The sequence below is a fragment of the Nocardia acidivorans NBRC 108247 genome (assembly GCF_001625085.1).
Classification (GTDB): domain Bacteria; phylum Actinomycetota; class Actinomycetes; order Mycobacteriales; family Mycobacteriaceae; genus Nocardia; species Nocardia acidivorans.
This window is the reverse complement of sequence record NZ_BDAW01000090.1, coordinates 24,779-40,644: the sequence shown is the minus strand read 5'-3', so window position 1 is coordinate 40,644 and position 15,866 is coordinate 24,779. Positions and strand designations below refer to the sequence as shown.

Annotated in this window: 18 protein-coding genes and 1 pseudogene; 12 read left to right on the top strand and 7 right to left on the bottom strand. The window is 66.1% G+C overall.

All coding sequences use genetic code 11. The features are described 5' to 3' along the window. The 4 genes and pseudogenes from NA10_RS37805 to NA10_RS30920 form a co-directional block, all read left to right on the top strand. Nucleotides 1–1,226: pseudogene (locus NA10_RS37805) on the top strand (hypothetical protein); the annotation flags it as partial. A gap of 27 nt (nt 1,227–1,253) precedes the next feature. Further along, a complete protein-coding gene (locus NA10_RS30930; RefSeq protein WP_067574231.1) occupies nt 1,254–2,477 on the top strand; it encodes an Rv3212 family protein in 1,224 nt (407 codons plus the stop codon). Between the two features lie 129 nt (nt 2,478–2,606). Next, nucleotides 2,607–3,215 carry an acid phosphatase gene (locus tag NA10_RS30925; RefSeq protein ID WP_373862458.1) on the top strand — a complete coding sequence of 203 codons (609 nt, stop codon included), beginning with the start codon at nt 2,607–2,609 and terminating at the stop codon, nt 3,213–3,215. Further along, the gene (locus NA10_RS30920; RefSeq protein WP_067574229.1) at nt 3,212–3,697 is read left to right on the top strand and encodes a GNAT family N-acetyltransferase; all 486 of its coding nucleotides are present in this window, start codon (nt 3,212–3,214) and stop codon (nt 3,695–3,697) included. The genes NA10_RS30925 and NA10_RS30920 overlap by 4 nt, the downstream gene beginning before the upstream one ends. A gap of 84 nt (nt 3,698–3,781) precedes the next feature. Here NA10_RS30920 and NA10_RS30915 read toward each other — a convergent pair whose 3' ends face one another. Then, the gene (locus tag NA10_RS30915; RefSeq protein WP_067574228.1) at nt 3,782–4,219 is read right to left on the bottom strand and encodes a hypothetical protein; all 438 of its coding nucleotides are present in this window, start codon (nt 4,217–4,219) and stop codon (nt 3,782–3,784) included. Nucleotides 4,220–4,387: 168 nt separating this feature from the next. Between NA10_RS30915 and NA10_RS30910 the strand changes: the two genes are divergently transcribed. Both NA10_RS30910 and NA10_RS30905 read left to right on the top strand, forming a co-directional pair. Further along, nucleotides 4,388–5,326: a diacylglycerol/lipid kinase family protein gene (locus NA10_RS30910; protein WP_067574227.1), complete on the top strand. Its 939-nt coding sequence runs from the start codon at nt 4,388–4,390 to the stop codon at nt 5,324–5,326. 258 nt (nt 5,327–5,584) lie between these two features. Continuing rightward, on the top strand, nt 5,585–5,839 hold the full coding sequence (locus NA10_RS30905) for a WhiB family transcriptional regulator (RefSeq protein ID WP_011211115.1): 255 nt from the start codon (nt 5,585–5,587) through the stop codon (nt 5,837–5,839). Nucleotides 5,840–6,126: 287 nt separating this feature from the next. Here NA10_RS30905 and NA10_RS30900 read toward each other — a convergent pair whose 3' ends face one another. Both NA10_RS30900 and NA10_RS30895 read right to left on the bottom strand, forming a co-directional pair. Further along, on the bottom strand, nt 6,127–7,641 hold the full coding sequence (locus NA10_RS30900; protein ID WP_067574226.1) for a sensor histidine kinase: 1,515 nt from the start codon (nt 7,639–7,641) through the stop codon (nt 6,127–6,129). Nucleotides 7,642–7,804: 163 nt separating this feature from the next. After that, nucleotides 7,805–8,026: a biotin/lipoyl-binding carrier protein gene (locus tag NA10_RS30895; RefSeq protein ID WP_067574225.1), complete on the bottom strand. Its 222-nt coding sequence runs from the start codon at nt 8,024–8,026 to the stop codon at nt 7,805–7,807. Nucleotides 8,027–8,128: 102 nt separating this feature from the next. Here NA10_RS30895 and NA10_RS39665 point away from each other — a divergent pair, with 102 nt between their 5' ends. Further along, a complete protein-coding gene (locus NA10_RS39665; protein WP_153805149.1) occupies nt 8,129–8,203 on the top strand; it encodes a 50S ribosomal protein bL37 in 75 nt (24 codons plus the stop codon). A gap of 78 nt (nt 8,204–8,281) precedes the next feature. Here NA10_RS39665 and rsrA read toward each other — a convergent pair whose 3' ends face one another. Together rsrA and NA10_RS30885 are read right to left on the bottom strand one after the other, a co-directional pair. Beyond that, nucleotides 8,282–8,548, bottom strand: coding sequence for a mycothiol system anti-sigma-R factor (gene rsrA, locus NA10_RS30890; protein WP_067574242.1), 267 nt, complete (start codon nt 8,546–8,548; stop codon nt 8,282–8,284). Between the two features lie 8 nt (nt 8,549–8,556). Further along, nucleotides 8,557–9,246, bottom strand: coding sequence for a sigma-70 family RNA polymerase sigma factor (locus tag NA10_RS30885; protein WP_067574241.1), 690 nt, complete (start codon nt 9,244–9,246; stop codon nt 8,557–8,559). Between the two features lie 376 nt (nt 9,247–9,622). Here NA10_RS30885 and ybaK point away from each other — a divergent pair, with 376 nt between their 5' ends. From ybaK to NA10_RS30865, 4 genes are all read left to right on the top strand, one after another. Further along, nucleotides 9,623–10,117 (top strand): Cys-tRNA(Pro) deacylase, encoded by a 495-nt coding sequence (gene ybaK, locus NA10_RS30880; RefSeq protein WP_067574224.1) that lies wholly within the window; start codon nt 9,623–9,625, stop codon nt 10,115–10,117. 129 nt (nt 10,118–10,246) lie between these two features. Further along, nucleotides 10,247–10,798: a MarR family winged helix-turn-helix transcriptional regulator gene (locus NA10_RS30875; RefSeq protein ID WP_084515510.1), complete on the top strand. Its 552-nt coding sequence runs from the start codon at nt 10,247–10,249 to the stop codon at nt 10,796–10,798. A 56-nt stretch (nt 10,799–10,854) separates the two neighbouring features. Continuing rightward, nucleotides 10,855–12,483: an MDR family MFS transporter gene (locus tag NA10_RS30870; RefSeq protein WP_373862457.1), complete on the top strand. Its 1,629-nt coding sequence runs from the start codon at nt 10,855–10,857 to the stop codon at nt 12,481–12,483. 152 nt (nt 12,484–12,635) lie between these two features. After that, complete coding sequence (locus NA10_RS30865) at nt 12,636–12,926, top strand: hypothetical protein (RefSeq protein WP_067574222.1); 291 nt, start codon at nt 12,636–12,638, stop codon at nt 12,924–12,926. 67 nt (nt 12,927–12,993) lie between these two features. Here the strand turns inward: NA10_RS30865 and NA10_RS30860 are convergent, their stop codons facing one another. Then, entirely contained in the window at nt 12,994–13,761 is a 768-nt protein-coding gene (locus tag NA10_RS30860) for an SOS response-associated peptidase (protein ID WP_067574239.1), read from the bottom strand. A gap of 90 nt (nt 13,762–13,851) precedes the next feature. Here NA10_RS30860 and NA10_RS30855 point away from each other — a divergent pair, with 90 nt between their 5' ends. After that, on the top strand, nt 13,852–15,360 hold the full coding sequence (locus NA10_RS30855) for an aldehyde dehydrogenase family protein (protein WP_067574221.1): 1,509 nt from the start codon (nt 13,852–13,854) through the stop codon (nt 15,358–15,360). A gap of 55 nt (nt 15,361–15,415) precedes the next feature. Here the strand turns inward: NA10_RS30855 and NA10_RS30850 are convergent, their stop codons facing one another. Next, nucleotides 15,416–15,706 carry a hypothetical protein gene (locus NA10_RS30850; RefSeq protein ID WP_067574220.1) on the bottom strand — a complete coding sequence of 97 codons (291 nt, stop codon included), beginning with the start codon at nt 15,704–15,706 and terminating at the stop codon, nt 15,416–15,418. Nucleotides 15,707–15,866: the final 160 nt, after the last annotated feature.

The following is a 15,866-nucleotide window of genomic DNA, read 5'->3' as shown; positions in this document are numbered from 1 at the left end:
GGGCCAGCCGCCCGGCACTGGCTCCCGGTGACGCGGTGAGCGAATCCACCGCTGCCGCAGGCGCTTCCGGCGATCCGATCGCCGTGGCCGCCACCGCGGATGGTGCAACCAGCCCGGTCAAGAGCACGGGCCGTCGCCGGGCCGGCCGCCCGGTCCCGAGCCCCGACCTCACGGTGGACGGTTCCACCACCGCCGCAACGGCTTCCGGTGATCCGGTGAGCGCCGCGACGGCGACCACCGAGCCGGTGAAGAGCACCCGCCGCGCGAAGAGCGCGGTCGCGGGCTCAACCGCCGGAAAGGCTGTCGAGTCCACCGAGGCGGTCAAGGCTCCCGCGCGCAAGCGTGCCGCCAAGGCCACCGAGGTCGCCGAAGCCATCGAGGTCGCCGTGGCCGAGCCGGTCAAGGCTCCCGCACGGAAGCGGGCCACCAAGGCCGCCGCCGAATCAGATGCCGCCGGCAAGGCTGTCGAGCCGGTACGGGCCGCTCGCACATCCGCCGCCAAGACCGCTGCGGCGGTCGAGGTTTCGGCCGAGCCGGTGAAGAGCACGCGCAAGCGGGCCACCAAGTCCACCGAGGTGCCCGCAACCGCCGAGGTCGCCGTGGCCGAGCCCGCCAAGGCTCCCGCCCGCAATAAGGCCGCCACCACCGTTTCGGCCGCCCCCGAAGTGGCTGAACCGGTGAAGAGCACCCGCAAGCGCGCCGCCAAGGCCGCCGAGGTTTCCGATGAGGTCGCGGTGGCCGCGCCTGCCAAGGCCCCGGCCCGTAAGAAGACCGCGGCGTCCGCCACCAACGGCTCGAATGCCGCTGCGGCGGCCGAACCGGTGAAGGTCCCTCGCAAGGCGGCTCCCAAAGCGGCCGCGGTCGCCGAGGTTCCGGCCGAGCCGGTCAAGGCTCCGGCGCGCAAACGGGCCGCCAAGGCGGCTACGGAGGTTGTCGCCGAACCGGTGAAGAGCACCCGTAAGGGCGCTGCCGAGACCGCTTCGGCGGTCGAGGTCGCTGAGCCGGTCCAGGCCGCTCGGAAGCGCACCGCCAAGACCGCTGCGACGGTTGAGGTTTCGGCCGAACCCGCCAAGGCTCCGGCCAAGAAGAAGACCGCGAAGGCCGCGGCGGTCGAGGCTCCGGCCAAGAAGGCGAAGGCCAAGACCGGCAAGGTCGGGGTCGTCGAGGTGGAGGCCCCGAAGGCGGCAGCCAAGAAGCGCACCCGGAAGGTAGCCGCCTCGGCGTAACCGTCCGGATCGGCTACTCTCGCTGTCGTGCTCGCACCCGAGCGGCGAACGCGCGCCGATATTCTCACCGCTGTCGCGATCGCCATTCTGCTGGTGATCGCGACAGCGGTGGTGTGTTGGACCAGTGATGCGCGGGGCACCGAATCGGTGACCACCGAGCAGACGCTCTCCGCGCCACCGACTCCCGAGCAGTTGCCCGCTACCCTGCGCGAACTGTGGAATTCGCCCGACACCGCGAGCGCACGGGCGATCACCAACGGCGGGGTGGCGGTCACCGCGGACGGCGGCACCGTCACCGGGCGCGATCCGCGCACCGGTGCACAGGTGTGGAAGTACCAGCGCGATATCCCGCTGTGCGGGATCGAGTCCCAATTCGGCACCGTCATCGCCACCTATCGCGATCAGCGCGGATGCAGTCAGACCACCCTGCTCAATGCCGAGACCGGGGCGCGCGTCACCGCCCGCTCCAGCTATATGGACGACACCGTCGCCCTCTCGGTGGACGGCACCTACACCCTCGCCCAGGGGCCGCACCGGCTCGAGGTGTGGCGTTCGGATCTGGTGCGCACCCTGGAGTACGGCAAGGTCGACGCCCCGGTGAATCCGCGCACCCAGCCGCGCAGCGACTGCCGCCTGCTATCGGCGGCCTCGGCCCCCAGCCGGATCGCGGTACTGGAACGCTGCCCCAAGGACACCGCCGACCGCCTCACCGTGCTGAATCCGGCCCCGAAGGACGGCACCACGCCGGAGGAGTACAGCACCCATGTGCTCACCGAACCCGGTGGCGGCTCCGAGAGCGCCCGGGTGATCGCGGTGTCGGACAGTCGAATCGCGCTCTACCTGCCCGGAATCGGCAGCAGCCCACCGCAGTTCGCGGTCTACGACATCTCCGGCAATTCCCTTGCCATCCACCAGCTTCCGGCCCCGCTGCCGGACAACGCCCTGGTGAGTCATCTGAGCTCGGAGTGGTTCGTCTTCACCGGCGACACCCTGATCGCCCTGAACGCCACCACCTTCGATGTCCTGTGGGTCGCCGGAAATGTGCTCGGCACCCCCACCCTGATGTCCGGTCAGCTGCTGGTCCCCTCCCCAGACGGGCTGCGCGCCCTGGATCCCACCACGGGTGCGGCGACCGGTCGAATCACGGTGCAGCGCAGCGACTATCACAATGAGCCCATCTCCCTCGCGGCCATCGGCGGCACCGTGCTGGAATTGCGCGGCGGCAAGCTCTACGCCCTCGGCACGGGATAGCCCGGCTCCTTCCCGGCGCGGCCGCGCCGTGTCTCACGCGGTATCGCTCCCCCGGAACGGACCCGGCCGCGAGCGGAATTCCGTGTGCCGCCGCCCGGGTCGCGCGGATTGTCGGGCATGATCGAGTACGTGTCCGCACCCGAGAATCGGCTGATATTGCTACGACACGGTGAGACGGAGTGGTCGGCCTCGCGCCGCCACACCGGGCGCACCGATATCCCACTCACCCCCGCCGGGGAGGATCAGGCGCTGGCCGCCGGGAAATTGCTGGCCGGGCTCGGCCTGCGCGATCCACTGGTATTCAGCAGTCCCCGCCGCCGTGCCCTGCGCACCGCCGAATTGGCCGGTTTGACCGACGTCCATATCGATGACGATCTGGTCGAATGGGATTACGGCGAATACGAGGGCCTCACCACCCTGGAAATCCAGCGCATATCCCCGGACTGGACCATCTGGACCGGCGTCACCCCCGAGGGCGAGACCGCCGGGCAGGTCCGCAAACGCGCGGATCACGTACTGGCCACGGTCATTCCCGAACTGTCCACCCGCGATGTGGTGCTGGTCGGGCACGGTCATTTCTCCCGGGTGCTGATCGCCCGCTGGGCCGAGTTCAACGTGGTCGAGGGGCGGCGCTTCTTTCTGTCCACCGCCGCCATTACCGTGCTGGGGTACGACTACCAGGCTCGAACCGTGCTCGCGCACAACCTGGTTCCGCAGCTCGAAGGGAATGATCGATGATTCGCCGCGCCACGCCCGCGGATATCCCGGCCCTGGTCGGACTCGTCTACGACCTCGCCGAATACGAGAAGCTGCGCGAGGAGTGCACGCTCACCGAAGAGCAGTTGGAGACCGCGCTCTTCGGTCCCAGCCCCGCGGTGTTCGCGCATGTGGCCGACGGACCCGGCGATGCGGGCGTGGTCGGCTGCGCGATCTGGTTCCTGAACTACAGCACCTGGACCGGTGTGCACGGGATCTACCTGGAGGACCTGTACGTCAAGCCGGAGAACCGCGGACTCGGCTTCGGCCGCGATCTGCTCGCGGCGCTGGCGCGCGAGGCGGTCGAACACGGTTACTCCCGAGTCGACTGGTCGGTACTGGACTGGAATGAGCCGTCCATCAATTTCTACAAGTCCATCGGCGCCGTGGCGCAGGACGAGTGGACCGGCTACCGCCTGGCAGGTGGCGCGCTCACCCGATTGGCCGCACACGCGGACGACTGACCGCATTCGGAATCGACCTGGGTCAAGCGACCAGAAGACGCTCTACGAGGCATTCAGCCGGGAATGAGGCCCGGCTGAACACGCCTACTCCGGCGAGATGGCGTACCCCGCCGCCATCCAGCGATTGGAGGCCGGCGCGAACAGCAACACCAGGGTTCCCAGCGCCACCGCGCCGAACGGCACCGCCAGATCCCAGCGATCGGAGGTGATCATGTACCAGGCCACGCCGAGCAGCAGCAGCTGCGTGATCACCGCGATGGCCCGGCCCCAGCGCCGCCCGCGCAGCAGCCCGATCCCCGCCGCGAGCACCGCGCCACCGACGATCACCCCGTACCCCGCGGTGAGATAACTGTTCTTGGCGCTCTGCGCGGACCCGTTCAGTCCCATCACCAGCAGGACGACCACCGCGACCATGCCCAGCGCGCCCTCGAGCGTCACCAGCGCACCCGCTCCGCGCACCGTATTCGGCACCGCCTCGCCGGTGCTCGCCGCCTCGTTCCCGCCGGGTTTCTGCTCAGCCACCCGCCCAGCCTACTGTGACCGTTTTGCGCCGCTCCTTCGTCGCGGCGCGGTTCGCGGCCCCTGAAGGCTCGGTTCTTCACTCCTGCGTTCAGTCGCTCCGGAACCGAGCCGGGCCGCGAACGAACTGGTGTGTGTCGCTGGATCATCCGATGGCTCTAGGCTGCATGTGTGCGGACGCTGCTGATCGTGAATCCCAATGCCACCTCCACCACCCCGGCCACTCGCGATCTGCTCGCCCACGCACTCGAGAGCCGCACCCAGCTGACCGTCGTGCACACCGAACGCCGTGGCCACGCCGCCGAGCTCGCGCGCTGGGCCGCGGACACCCGGATGGATCTGATCGTGGTGCACGGTGGCGACGGCACCGTGAACGAGACCGTCAACGGTTTTCTCCCGCTCCCGCATGAGCCGCAGCGCGAATGGCTGCCGCGGCTCGGCGTCATCCCCGGCGGTTCGGCGAATGTGTTCGCGCGCTCGCTGGGCATCGAACAGGATCCGGTGACCGCCACCAATCAGTTGATCGATCTGCTGACGGCGGAGGCGGATCGGCGCATCGGACTCGGCTTGGCCGACGACCACTGGTTCTGCTTCAGCGCGGGCGTGGGTCTGGACGCCGATGTGTGCGAGGCCATCGACGCCAAGCGCGCCAACGGCAAAGCCGCTACGCCCGCACGGTATCTGCGCACCACCGTCAAACAGTTCTTCAAGGCCGCGCGCAGTCTTCCCCAGGTGCGCTTGGAGATTCCGGGTCACGAACCGGTCACGGATGTCCATTACGCATTCGTGACCAACACCAGTCCGTGGACGTATCTCGACAACACGCCGGTCCGGACCAACCCGGGCACCACCTTCGAATCCGGTCTCGGGGTGTTTGCCATGCGAACCATGGGGATCGTGCCCACCCTTCTGATTGCCCGCCAGTTGCTGGCAAGCGATGGAAATCCCAAGGGACACAAATTGTTTCGCGAAGACGACGTCCCCTCCGTACGGGTCGAGGCCACCGAGCCCATCGGACTGCAAATCGATGGTGACTTCATTGGTCGGCGCAACATGGTGAATTTCACAGCCGCACCGGATATCCTCGATGTGGTCGCGCCGAAGCCCTAACCGGCGGGACACAACTGAGAAACCTTGCGGTTGCGCTGCGAAAACCCGCTCGACCGAGTAGAAATGGTTCGGCAGGCCCGCCTAGTAGGGGCCTTACAGCGTGAGCTTCCCCACGGTGCACCAGGTATCTATTGACATCTACGGTGTTCGTGAAAGCATTCACAAGCAACCGTGCGGAAACATTCGAGTCGCACAAGTGAACGGACCACAAACCCGAGGGGCAGAGCCATGCGCTCGCCCTAGCAAAGGAGCAGAGGAATGGACTGGCGCCACAAGGCCATCTGTCGCGACGAGGACCCCGAGCTGTTCTTCCCGGTGGGTAACAGTGGTCCTGCGCTCGCGCAGATTGCCGATGCCAAGCTGGTCTGCGCTCGCTGCCCTGTCACCGCCGATTGCCTGTCCTGGGCCCTGAAGTCCGGTCAGGATGCAGGCGTGTGGGGTGGTATGAGCGAAGACGAACGTCGTGCGCTGAAGCGTCGCAACGCTCGCACGCGTACCCGCACCGTCGTCTAACCGCACGTAGACGACATAAGCGCTAAGGCCGCAGCCTTTACGGCCGTAGCGCAATTCAGCCCGGCACCGCATGGTGCCGGGCTTAAGTGTGTAAAAGGGCCGGGATAAAACATACCCATTCACTGGGAATGGCTCTTGTATGGGAACCGGATGACTGATCTCGCGGGACCGGGGTAACTCGTCGGGTACGTCCAAAATAGATCCCCCACCCAACCGGCGGTGCGCGTGCATACCGCCAACGGCTCTCAGCCGCGCGCTGAAGGCGCGGAGAGAGGCGGGGGAGCTTTCTAGCGGGCTGAACGACGGCCCAGGGGGACGCGGAGTACGGCGTCCGTGCCGATGTCCGCGCCGGGGTGCAGGCCGATGGAACCGCCCAATTCGGCGGTCACCAGGGTGCGGACGATTTGGAGGCCGAGGCGGTCGGAGGCTTCCAGACTGAAACCGTCGGGCAGGCCGCGGCCGTCATCGCTGATGATCACATCGAGCCAGCGGGCCGAACGTTCGGAGCGGATGGTGACCGTTCCGTTCTCACCGGCGTCGAAGGCGTGTTCGATGGCGTTCTGGACCAATTCGGTGAGAACCATGACAAGGGGGGTCGCGCGTTCCGCCGAGAAGACGCCCAAAGAGCCTGCGCGCCGGACCTTTATGCGAGCGGTGTGCACCGTAGCGACATCGGCCATTATCGGCAAGAGGCGATCCACGACTTCATCGAGATCGACCTCTTCGTCCACGGACATCGAAAGCATTTCATGTACCGAGGCAATGGAAGTCACGCGCCGAACCGATTCGGTGAGCGCCAATCTGGCCTCTTCGTTCTCGGTGCGACGGGCCTGCAACCGCAACAGTGCGGCAACCGTTTGCAGGTTGTTCTTCACCCGATGGTGGATCTCGCGAATGGTCGCGTCCTTGGACAGCAGCGCGCGATCGCGGCGCTTCACCTCGGTCACATCGCGCACCAGCACGGCCGCCCCGGCGAGTTCGCCATTGGGCCGCAGCACCAGGGTGCGCAACAGAACGGTCGCGCCGCGCGCCTCGACTTCCATTCTGCGCCCGGCCTTTCCGGCCAGCGCGGCCTGGATATCGCCGACAACCTCTTGTGCGTCAAAGGGATCGGTGATCAGTGACCGGGTGGTCAAAGCCAGATCCTGGCCGACCAGATCGTTCTGCAAACCCATCCGGTGATAGGCGGAGAGCGCATTCGGACTGGCGTACACCACGATTCCATCGGTATCGAGGCGAATGAAACCGTCACCCGCGCGCGGACTCGAATGCGCGCCGGTGCGATCCTCCAGCGCCGGGAAGGTGCCGTCGGCGACCATCTGGCAGAGATCATCGGCGCAGGCCATGTACGCGATCTCCAAGCTGGAGCGCATCTTTCGGCGCTGCACATCGGTATCGCGACCCAGAATGGCGATCACGTCGTCGCCGACGCGGACCGGAATGGCCTCGCGAATCGCGTGCACCGGATGCGGGTGATAGACCCCCGACACCTCGGCATCGGTGTCCACCCGCACGATATCGCTGGTGAGCAGCGCCTCGAAAATCTGCGGGAAGGCATCCTTATTGGCCAGCGAACCGACCAGATCCTCCGGATGCACCGTGGGCGCGGTGGTCGGGCGGCACTGCGCGACGCACACCACATCCGCACCATCGTTGATCGGACCGGTACCCACCCACAGGTGCAGGTCCGCGAAGGACAGATCCGCCAGCAGCTGCCAGTCCCCCACCACCCGCTGCAGATGATCGACGGCCGCACCCGGTAGATCGGTGTGCTCAGCCAGTAGATCGCTCAGTGTCGACATTCACCCACGCTCCTCAGATCCCAACCTCGGGTGTATGTTCCCACGCCCAAAGGTTCGCGGCCGTCCCGGTTCTGGACCGAGTGGAGCGGGGGAGCGCAGCGGCGGGAGGGAAGAACCGGGACTCCAGGGCCGCGAATCCCGCCCGCCGCGAATCGGTGGGCGATCAGACAGAGCTGATGACGGCGATCAGGTCGTCCTTCTGAATCACATCGCCGGGCTTGACGTTGATGGACGCCACGGTGCCGTCGGCCTCGGCCACGACCGGGATCTCCATCTTCATCGACTCGAGGATCACCAGGGTGTCGCCCTCCTTCACCTGATCGCCCACGCTGGCGACGATCTGGTAGACGGTGGACACCATCTCCGCGAGCACTTCCTCGGCCATGGGACTCCTTGCTTGGGTTGAGCCGTATCGGCGACCTGTATCCGATGAAGGTACAGCCAACCACACATGAAAGAATGGTCTTCAATCAGAAGGGAGACCACCATGGGTAAGCGTGGACGTAAGAAGCGCGGCCGGAAGAAGAACGCAGCCAACCACGGCAAGCGTCCGAACGCCTGAGCTGGCTTACTAGCTCGAAAAGCACTGAGCGGCACCACTTCTCAAAGAAGTGTGCCGCTCATGCTGTTTCCTGGGGAGCTACTCGACCGGTTCGATTCGGGTCTCCACCTGGGTGAAGGTCGTCCGGATTTCCATGGTGAGCCGGGCGCGCAGGGAGTCGGGGGCGCGTTCGCCGCCGCACTTGCGGTTCAGCAGGGATTTGAGCTTCTCCTCGAGGCCGTATGCCTCGATGCACGGCGAGCAGCGGTTGATGTGCTCTCGGAGCCGCGCCTTGATGGTCTCATCGCATTCGTTGTCCAGGAGCAGCCAGACGTCGGCGAGTACCGCCGTGCAGTCCATCTCCATCTCGTCGCTCACTGGGTGACCTCCTGACGCGCGTCATTGCCCGACCGGTTGAATCCGCGTTCCCGCGCCACATCCGCGAGCAGCCCCTTGAGCTGCTTACGGCCGCGGTGCAAGCGGGACATGACGGTGCCGATGGGGGTTCCCATGATCTCGGCGATTTCCTTGTAGGGGAAGCCCTCCACGTCGGCGTAGTACACCGCCATCCGGAATTCCTCGGGAAGTTCCTGTAGAGCGCGCTTGATGTCATCGTCCGGCAGCGCTTCCAGGGCCTCCATCTCGGCCGAGCGCAACCCCTGCGAGGTGTGTTCGGCGGTGGCGGCGAGCTGCCAGTCGGTGATCTCGTCGGTCGGATACTGCGCGGGCTGGCGCTGCTTCTTCCGATACGAGTTGATGTAGGTGTTGGTCAGGATGCGGTACAGCCAGGCGCGCAGGTTGGTGCCCTCGCGGAAGGAGCGGAAGCCCTGGTACGCCTTGGCGAAGGTCTCCTGCACCAGATCCTCGGCATCGGCCGGATTGCGGGTCATGCGCAGCGCCGCGCCGTACAGCTGATCGAGCAGCGGCAGTGCGTCGCGCTCGAATCGGCGGCCAAGTTCCTCGGTGGTTTCCGTGCTGCGCACACGGCTCTCGCCGTCGTTGGTGTCGCCGCCGTCGATGGCCTCGTCAGTGTCCGAGTCGTCATCGGGCAGGCGATCGACCATATCGTCGTCGCTCGTCACGCTGTTCCCTTCGATCGCCGTAGCAGTTGAATCTACCGCGAGCGGGGCGAGCGCCGGGAAACCGGCAGGGCGAGCGACGTCCACAGGGACGCCTGCGAGATCAGCGGGGATGTGCATCAGCATCCGCACCGGGCGTTCTTCGACCAGAACGGTCACCGACTCCTCCTTCGTGATGATTACCTCAGCGCACCGCGAGCTTTCCGCTTTCGAGTGACGCGTATGGCGTGCAACAGGCCGATTGATCGACCTGTTCCCGAGGGAGGAAAGAAGGGGCGCTGAAGCCAGGTCTCGGGGGCTCCGCCCCCGAATCCCCAATAGCATTCGCGTTCAGATCCCCGGCACAAATAGGGTGGCGAGCATGGCTTCTGCTTCCACTCCGGCGATCAAGGCACTGGTGCAGGCGAAGGTGGAGCATCGGGTGCACGCGTATTCACATGACCCGCGCAGTGACTCGTATGGGGCGGAAGCCGTGGACGCGCTCGCCGGCGAACTGGGTCTGGTTGCGGGGCAGATTTTCAAGACGCTGGTGATCGAGCTCGCCTCGGGCGGGCTGGCGGTGGCGGTGCTGCCGGTTCCGGCGAAGCTCTCGCTGAAGGCGGCGGCGGGTGCGCTGGGCTGCGGGAAGGCCGCCATGGCGGACAAGGCGAAGGCCGAGCGCAGCACCGGCTATGTACTGGGCGGGATTTCACCGCTCGGGCAGAAGAAGCGGCTGCCGACGGTGATCGACGAATCGGCGCTGGGGTTCGATCGGGTGCTGTGCAGTGCGGGTAAGCGCGGGCTGGAGATCGAACTCGCGCCCGCCGATCTGGTGCGACTCACCGGTGCGGTGACGGCCGCGGTCACCGCGGGGTGAACACCCCGCACACCGTGAGCTGAGACACCCTCCCGGAAATAACTTGCCAAGACACAACTATCTCCACATACTTGCTGAGTACAACTAGTTGACTGATGCAAGCAGTTGCTCGACGCAAGGAGGTGTGACGTGGCCGCAGACCCCGCGCAACCCGGCCGCCCCGTCACAGACGACGTGGCCGACGCCGTGGCCACCCAGATCATCCGCCTCAACCGGCTCCGCGACCGCGCCAACGCGCAGATCGCCGCCGCCACCAACGGTGAGGTCGAGCCCGCGGCATTCGCCATCCTGTTCAAGCTGATCCACAACGGGCCCATGCGCTCCGGGGCACTCGCCGAGGCACTCTTCTCCGATGCCTCCACCATCAGCAGGCAGGCCGCGAACCTGGTGAAACGCGGTTTCATCGAACGCCGCGCCGATCCCGCCGACGGCCGCGCCAGCGTACTGGCGATCACCGCCCAGGGGCATGAGGTCGCCGCCGAGATCCGCGTCCGCCGCAATGAGACGTTGCGCGAGATCATGGCCGACTGGACCCCCGGCGAGCAGGACGTCTTCGCGACCCTGCTGACCCGGTTCGTCGACGGCTACGAGCACACCCGCAATACCAAGGTCGCCGCCCTCTACCCCAAGGGCGGCTCCAAAATTCTTCCGAAAATCGATTCCGCAGAAGGTAATTCGTGACCACAACAGTCGAGAAGGAGAACGCGTCCCCCGCGGGCTTCACTCACAAGCAGATCATGGTCGTGCTCAGCGGCCTATTGCTCGGCATGCTGCTGGGCGCACTCGATCAGACCATCGTCTCCACCTCGATCCGCACCATCGCCGATGACCTGCAGGGTTATTCGATGCAGGCGTGGGTCACCACGGCGTACCTGATCACCGCCACGCTCTCCACCCCGCTGTACGGCAAGCTCTCGGACATGTACGGCCGCAAGCCGTTCTATCTCGCGGCCATCACCATCTTCGTGGCCGGCTCGCTGCTGTGCGCCTTCTCCACCTCCATGTACGAGCTGGCGGCCTTCCGGGCCTTCCAGGGTCTGGGCGCGGGCGGTCTGATGTCGCTGGCGCTGACCATCCTCGGCGATATGGTCGGACCGCGTGAGCGTGCCCGCTACCAGGGTTACTTCCTGGCCGTGTTCGGCACCTCCAGCGTGGCCGGGCCGGTGCTGGGCGGCATCATCTCCGGACAGAACGAGATCCTGGGCATCACCGGCTGGCGCTGGGTGTTCCTGGTGAACGTGCCGCTGGGCATCATCGCGCTGGCCGTCGTATCCCGAGTGCTGAAGCTGCCCAAGGTGGAACGCTCCGAGGCCACCGTCGACTGGTTCGGCGTGCTCACCATGGCCGTCGGCCTGGTGCCGCTGCTGGTCGTGGCCGAACAGGGCCGCATCTGGGGCTGGAGCAGCACCAACGCCATCATCTGCTACGTCGTGGGCGTGCTCGGACTGATCGGCTTCGTCGCGGTCCAGGCCAAACTCGGTGATGCCGCGCTGATTCCCCTGCGCATGTTCAAGAACTCCACTTTCGCACTCGGCGTTGCCATTTCGATCGTGGTCGGTTCGGCCATGTTCGGCGGTATGACCCTGCTGCCGCAGTACCTGCAGGTGGTGCGCGGCTCCAGTCCGACGCTGGCCGGTATGCAGATGCTGCCGCTGGTGGTCGGCATGATGGTGGCCTCGATCTTCGCCGGTCAGACCATTTCTCGCACCGGGCGGTACAAGGTCTTCCCGCCGCTGGGCGCGAGCCTGCTGGTGCTGGGCCTGTTCCTGCTGCACTTCATCGGCGCGGACACCCCGCTGTACGTGCCCATGCTGTTCATGCTCATCGTCGGCTTCGGCCTGGGCAATCTGATGCAGCCGCTCACCCTGGCCATTCAGAACGCGCTGCCGCCGCAGGATATGGGCGTCTCCACCGCGGCCGCGACCTTCTTCCGGCAGATCGGCGGCACGCTCGGTGTGGCGGTGTTCCTGTCGATTATGTTCTCGCAGGTCGGGCCGAATATCAGCACCGAACTGCAGTCGGCGGCGACCACGCAGGAGTTCAAGACCGCGGTCGCACAGGGTATGCACAGCGACAACCCGGCCGAATCCGCGCTCACCAATGGTCTTGCCACCGGCGATCATTCGGCCGCGGCGAAGGTGCTCGACGACAGCTCGGTCATCCAGCAGCTGAATCCGACACTGGCGCATCCGTTCAAGGTCGGCTTCGCCAATGCCATGGACACCGTATTCCTGGCGGCGGCGGGGGTGGCGCTCATCGCGCTGATCCTGGTGCTGTTCTGGAAGGAGGTGCCGCTGCGCACCGCGGGCGGTATCCAGGCGCGAGCGCAGAAGGTCGAGGAGGCCGCGGTCGAGGCCATCGGCTAGCGGCAGCAATCTCGCTGCGGTAGCAACCGACCAGCAGTTTGACACGCACACATCCGGTCGCATTCCCGCGGAAGCGGCCGGATGTGTGCGTTACTTGTGTGTGCGTTTCCCATCTCGCCAGGTTCGTTTCGACCCGAGGATGTGATGTGGTTATGTCCCCCAACCAGCGTTTTCGCACCGGCGTAGTGGCCATCTCCGGCGCGCTGCTCCTGGCGCTGGCGTCCGGCCCGCTGACCGTGGCCACCGCTACCGCCGCACCCGTCAACCCCAACTATCCGCTCGCGCCCGATCCGAGCGCACCCGGCCAGCAACAGAAAGACGAGAAGCCGGAGAAGGCGAGCAAACTCGGTGGCAGTGTGACGACCAAGGTCATCGACCTCGCCACCGGCGTCATCAAGTGCGGGCTGAATATCGCCCTGCCGTCCGTGAAATGCGATTTATAACAACTCTCTTAGCTCTCGGGGTCCGCCCCCGAACCCCCCGAAAGAACAACCGCTCTTGGAGGGCCGGTCAGATCAGGCTGATCTGACCGGCTTTTTCGTCGACTGCGGCCAATAGGTCCGGGCCGTTGTTGCGGACGCTGTTCACCAGGGAGGGGACCGGGCGGATGAGGATGTCGGAAACCGCTTCCGCGCCGGGGGTTTCCAGGAGTTCCGCGGGGGCGGGGTGATCGGGGTCCAGCCAGGCGTCCCAGTGTTCGCGGGGCATGGGCAGGGGCATGCGGTCGTGCACCTTGGTCAGCTCGCCCACCGCGTCGGTGGTCAGGATGGTGCAGGAGAGCAGGGGTTTGGCCTCGTCGCCCAGGCTGCGATCGCGCCAGACCGACCACAGGCCCGCCATGTAGAGGCGGCCGCCATCGGCCCTGGACATGAAAAATGGCTGTTTGACCGCTTTTCCGGTACTGCCGGGTTCGGTGACCCACTCGTACCAGCCGTCCATGAGGACCAGGCAGCGGCGCTTCTTCACCGCCTCACGGAAGGACGCGGTGGTGGCGGCCTTATCGGCGCGAGCGTTGAAGAGCGGCTTGCCCTTGGCCGGAATGCCCGGTTCGGACGCCTTGCTCCACGGCGGGATCAGACCCCAGCGCATGGCACGCAGGCGGAGCGTCGCCGGATCCTCGGGATGGTCACGATCGTGCCGCTCCACCACGGTGAGCACCTGATTGGTCGGCGCTACGTTGTAGTTCGGGTTGAACCCGGTGTCACCGGTCTCGTCGAGCGCATCCAGTTCGACGGCCAGCTTGGCGGGATTCGTCGTTGTCGCGTATCTGCCGCACATGTGGACCATGCTGCCACCGCGCACCGACAAACACCCGTCCATCATGTGATGGCGATTGACTTCAGTTGTGACCTATGAGACGTTCGTCCCATGTCTGCTACCGACACCGCCTCGATCGATCGGGACGCCACACTGACCTCCGTCAACCCCGCCACCGGCGAAACCCTCGCCACCTACCGCATCGATGACGAGGCCGCGGTGCACGCCGCCGTCGCCAAGGCCCGCACCGCCGCCGCCACCTGGGGCGCACTGACCTACGCCGAGCGCAAACGGCATCTGCTGCGCTGGAGCAGCAAGCTCGTCGCCAAATCCGATGAACTCTGCGCACTCATCCACGCCGAGAACGGCAAGCCCCTCGACGACGCCTACCTCGAGCTCATGCTCGCGCTCGAGCACATCAAATGGGCCGCCTCGAATGCCGAGAAGGTGCTCAAGCCCAAGAAGGTCGCGCCCGGCGCGCTGATGGCCAATTTCGCGGCGCACCTGGAACAGCGACCGCTCGGAGTCGTCGGCATCATCGGACCGTGGAACTACCCGGTGTACACGCCCAACGGGTCCATTGCCTACGCGCTCGCCGCCGGTAATGCCGTGGTCTTCAAGCCGAGCGAATTCTCCACCGGCATAGGCAATTTCGTGGCCGCGGCATTCGCCGAAGCCAATCCCGAACTGCCCGACGGCGTCTTCGCCACCATCAACGGGTTCGGGGCGACCGGTGCGGCGCTGGTGCGCGCGGGCGTGGACAAACTGGCCTTCACCGGGTCCACCGCGACCGGGAAGAAGATCATGGCCTCGGCCGCCGATTCGCTCACCCCGGTGTTGCTGGAGTGCGGCGGCAAGGATGCGGTGATCGTGGCCGCGGACGCCGATATCAAGGCCGCCGCCGACGCCGTGGCGTGGGGCGCGACCGCCAACTCCGGGCAGACCTGCGCGGGTGTGGAGCGGGTATACGTCGACAAGTCGATCGCCGAACCGTTCATCGCCGAGGTCAAGCGGATTCTCACCGATATCAAGCCGGGCTCCGATGCCAAGGCCTCGTACGGTCCGATGACCATGCCCAGCCAGATCGATATCGTGCGACGGCATATCGAGGACGCCATCAAGAACGGCGGAACGGCCGTCCTGGGCGGACCCGAATCCATCAAGGGCCCTTTCATCGAACCGGTAATCCTGGTCGACACCGATGAATCCTCGGATGCGGTGTGCGAGGAGACCTTCGGGCCGACCGTCACCATTCGCACCGTGAACGGGATAGACGAGGCGGTCGAGCTCACCAATCGCAGCAAGTACGGGCTGGGGTCGGCGGTGTACTCCGCCAAGCACGGGCTGGAGATCGCGCGGCGGCTGAATGTCGGTTGTACATCGGTGAATTCGGTGCTCAGCTATGCCGCGATCTCCGGACTGCCGTTCGGCGGGGTCGGGGATTCCGGAATCGGGCGGATCCACGGTGCGCCGGGCCTGCTGGAATTCTCGCGGCCGCATTCGATCGCGGTGCAGCGCTTCACGATTCCGGGGATGGCACTGCTGTCGTACTCGCGGACCGACAGGACCATGAAACTGCTCCGCAAGATCGTGCCGTTCCTGCACGGGCGCGCCAAGTAGGAGTCGCGCGGGCAGTTCGAATGCCGGTTCCCTTGCGGGAACCGGCATTTCGGGGTTATGGAGTCGGGGGAAGGCTCGGGGGCGTGAAGAACTCCTCGAGCGGGATCGGGCCGGTGTAGCGGCGGCAAGGGCAGGGCACCCAGGCCTTGAGACCGTTGCCGATCTTGCGGAAGGTCTCGCCGTGGCAGGCACCCGCGTCTCGATCGTGAACGGCGAGATCGTGGCCGCAGCCGCAGAGCGCGGTGGCTTGGGCGGCCTTCTTGGCGGGGCGGGAGCCGAAGCGGCCCAGGACCCAGCCGCCACCGACGAGTCCCGCACCGATGAGAAGGCTGAGGGGATCGATCACCCCGCCAGTATACGTAGCTATATACGTATATCGCCAGCGCGGCAGCCGATATTGGCCGCTCGACGGGCGCGAAGCCGGGACATTCACACATTTCCACCCCCCTCACCGGACGAAAGGGGCGGGGAGCCCCGCGCGGTGGCGATCATTTGGGAAGATGGAG

Bases quoted from the DNA above. Each gene is read 5' to 3' on its own strand.
- NA10_RS30920 (WP_067574229.1), top strand. From the start codon at position 3,212: ATGATTCGCCGCGCCACGCCCGCGGATATCCCGGCCCTGGTCGGACTC.
- NA10_RS30905 (WP_011211115.1), top strand. From the start codon at position 5,585: ATGGACTGGCGCCACAAGGCCATCTGTCGCGACGAGGACCCCGAGCTG.
- NA10_RS30900 (WP_067574226.1), bottom strand. From the start codon at position 7,641: ATGTCGACACTGAGCGATCTACTGGCTGAGCACACCGATCTACCGGGT.
- NA10_RS30895 (WP_067574225.1), bottom strand. From the start codon at position 8,026: ATGGCCGAGGAAGTGCTCGCGGAGATGGTGTCCACCGTCTACCAGATC.
- rsrA (WP_067574242.1), bottom strand. From the start codon at position 8,548: ATGGAGATGGACTGCACGGCGGTACTCGCCGACGTCTGGCTGCTCCTG.
- NA10_RS30885 (WP_067574241.1), bottom strand. From the start codon at position 9,246: ATGGTCGATCGCCTGCCCGATGACGACTCGGACACTGACGAGGCCATC.
- ybaK (WP_067574224.1), top strand. From the start codon at position 9,623: ATGGCTTCTGCTTCCACTCCGGCGATCAAGGCACTGGTGCAGGCGAAG.
- NA10_RS30870 (WP_373862457.1), top strand. From the start codon at position 10,855: ATGGTCGTGCTCAGCGGCCTATTGCTCGGCATGCTGCTGGGCGCACTC.
- NA10_RS30865 (WP_067574222.1), top strand. From the start codon at position 12,636: ATGTCCCCCAACCAGCGTTTTCGCACCGGCGTAGTGGCCATCTCCGGC.
- NA10_RS30860 (WP_067574239.1), bottom strand. From the start codon at position 13,761: ATGTGCGGCAGATACGCGACAACGACGAATCCCGCCAAGCTGGCCGTC.
- NA10_RS30855 (WP_067574221.1), top strand. From the start codon at position 13,852: ATGTCTGCTACCGACACCGCCTCGATCGATCGGGACGCCACACTGACC.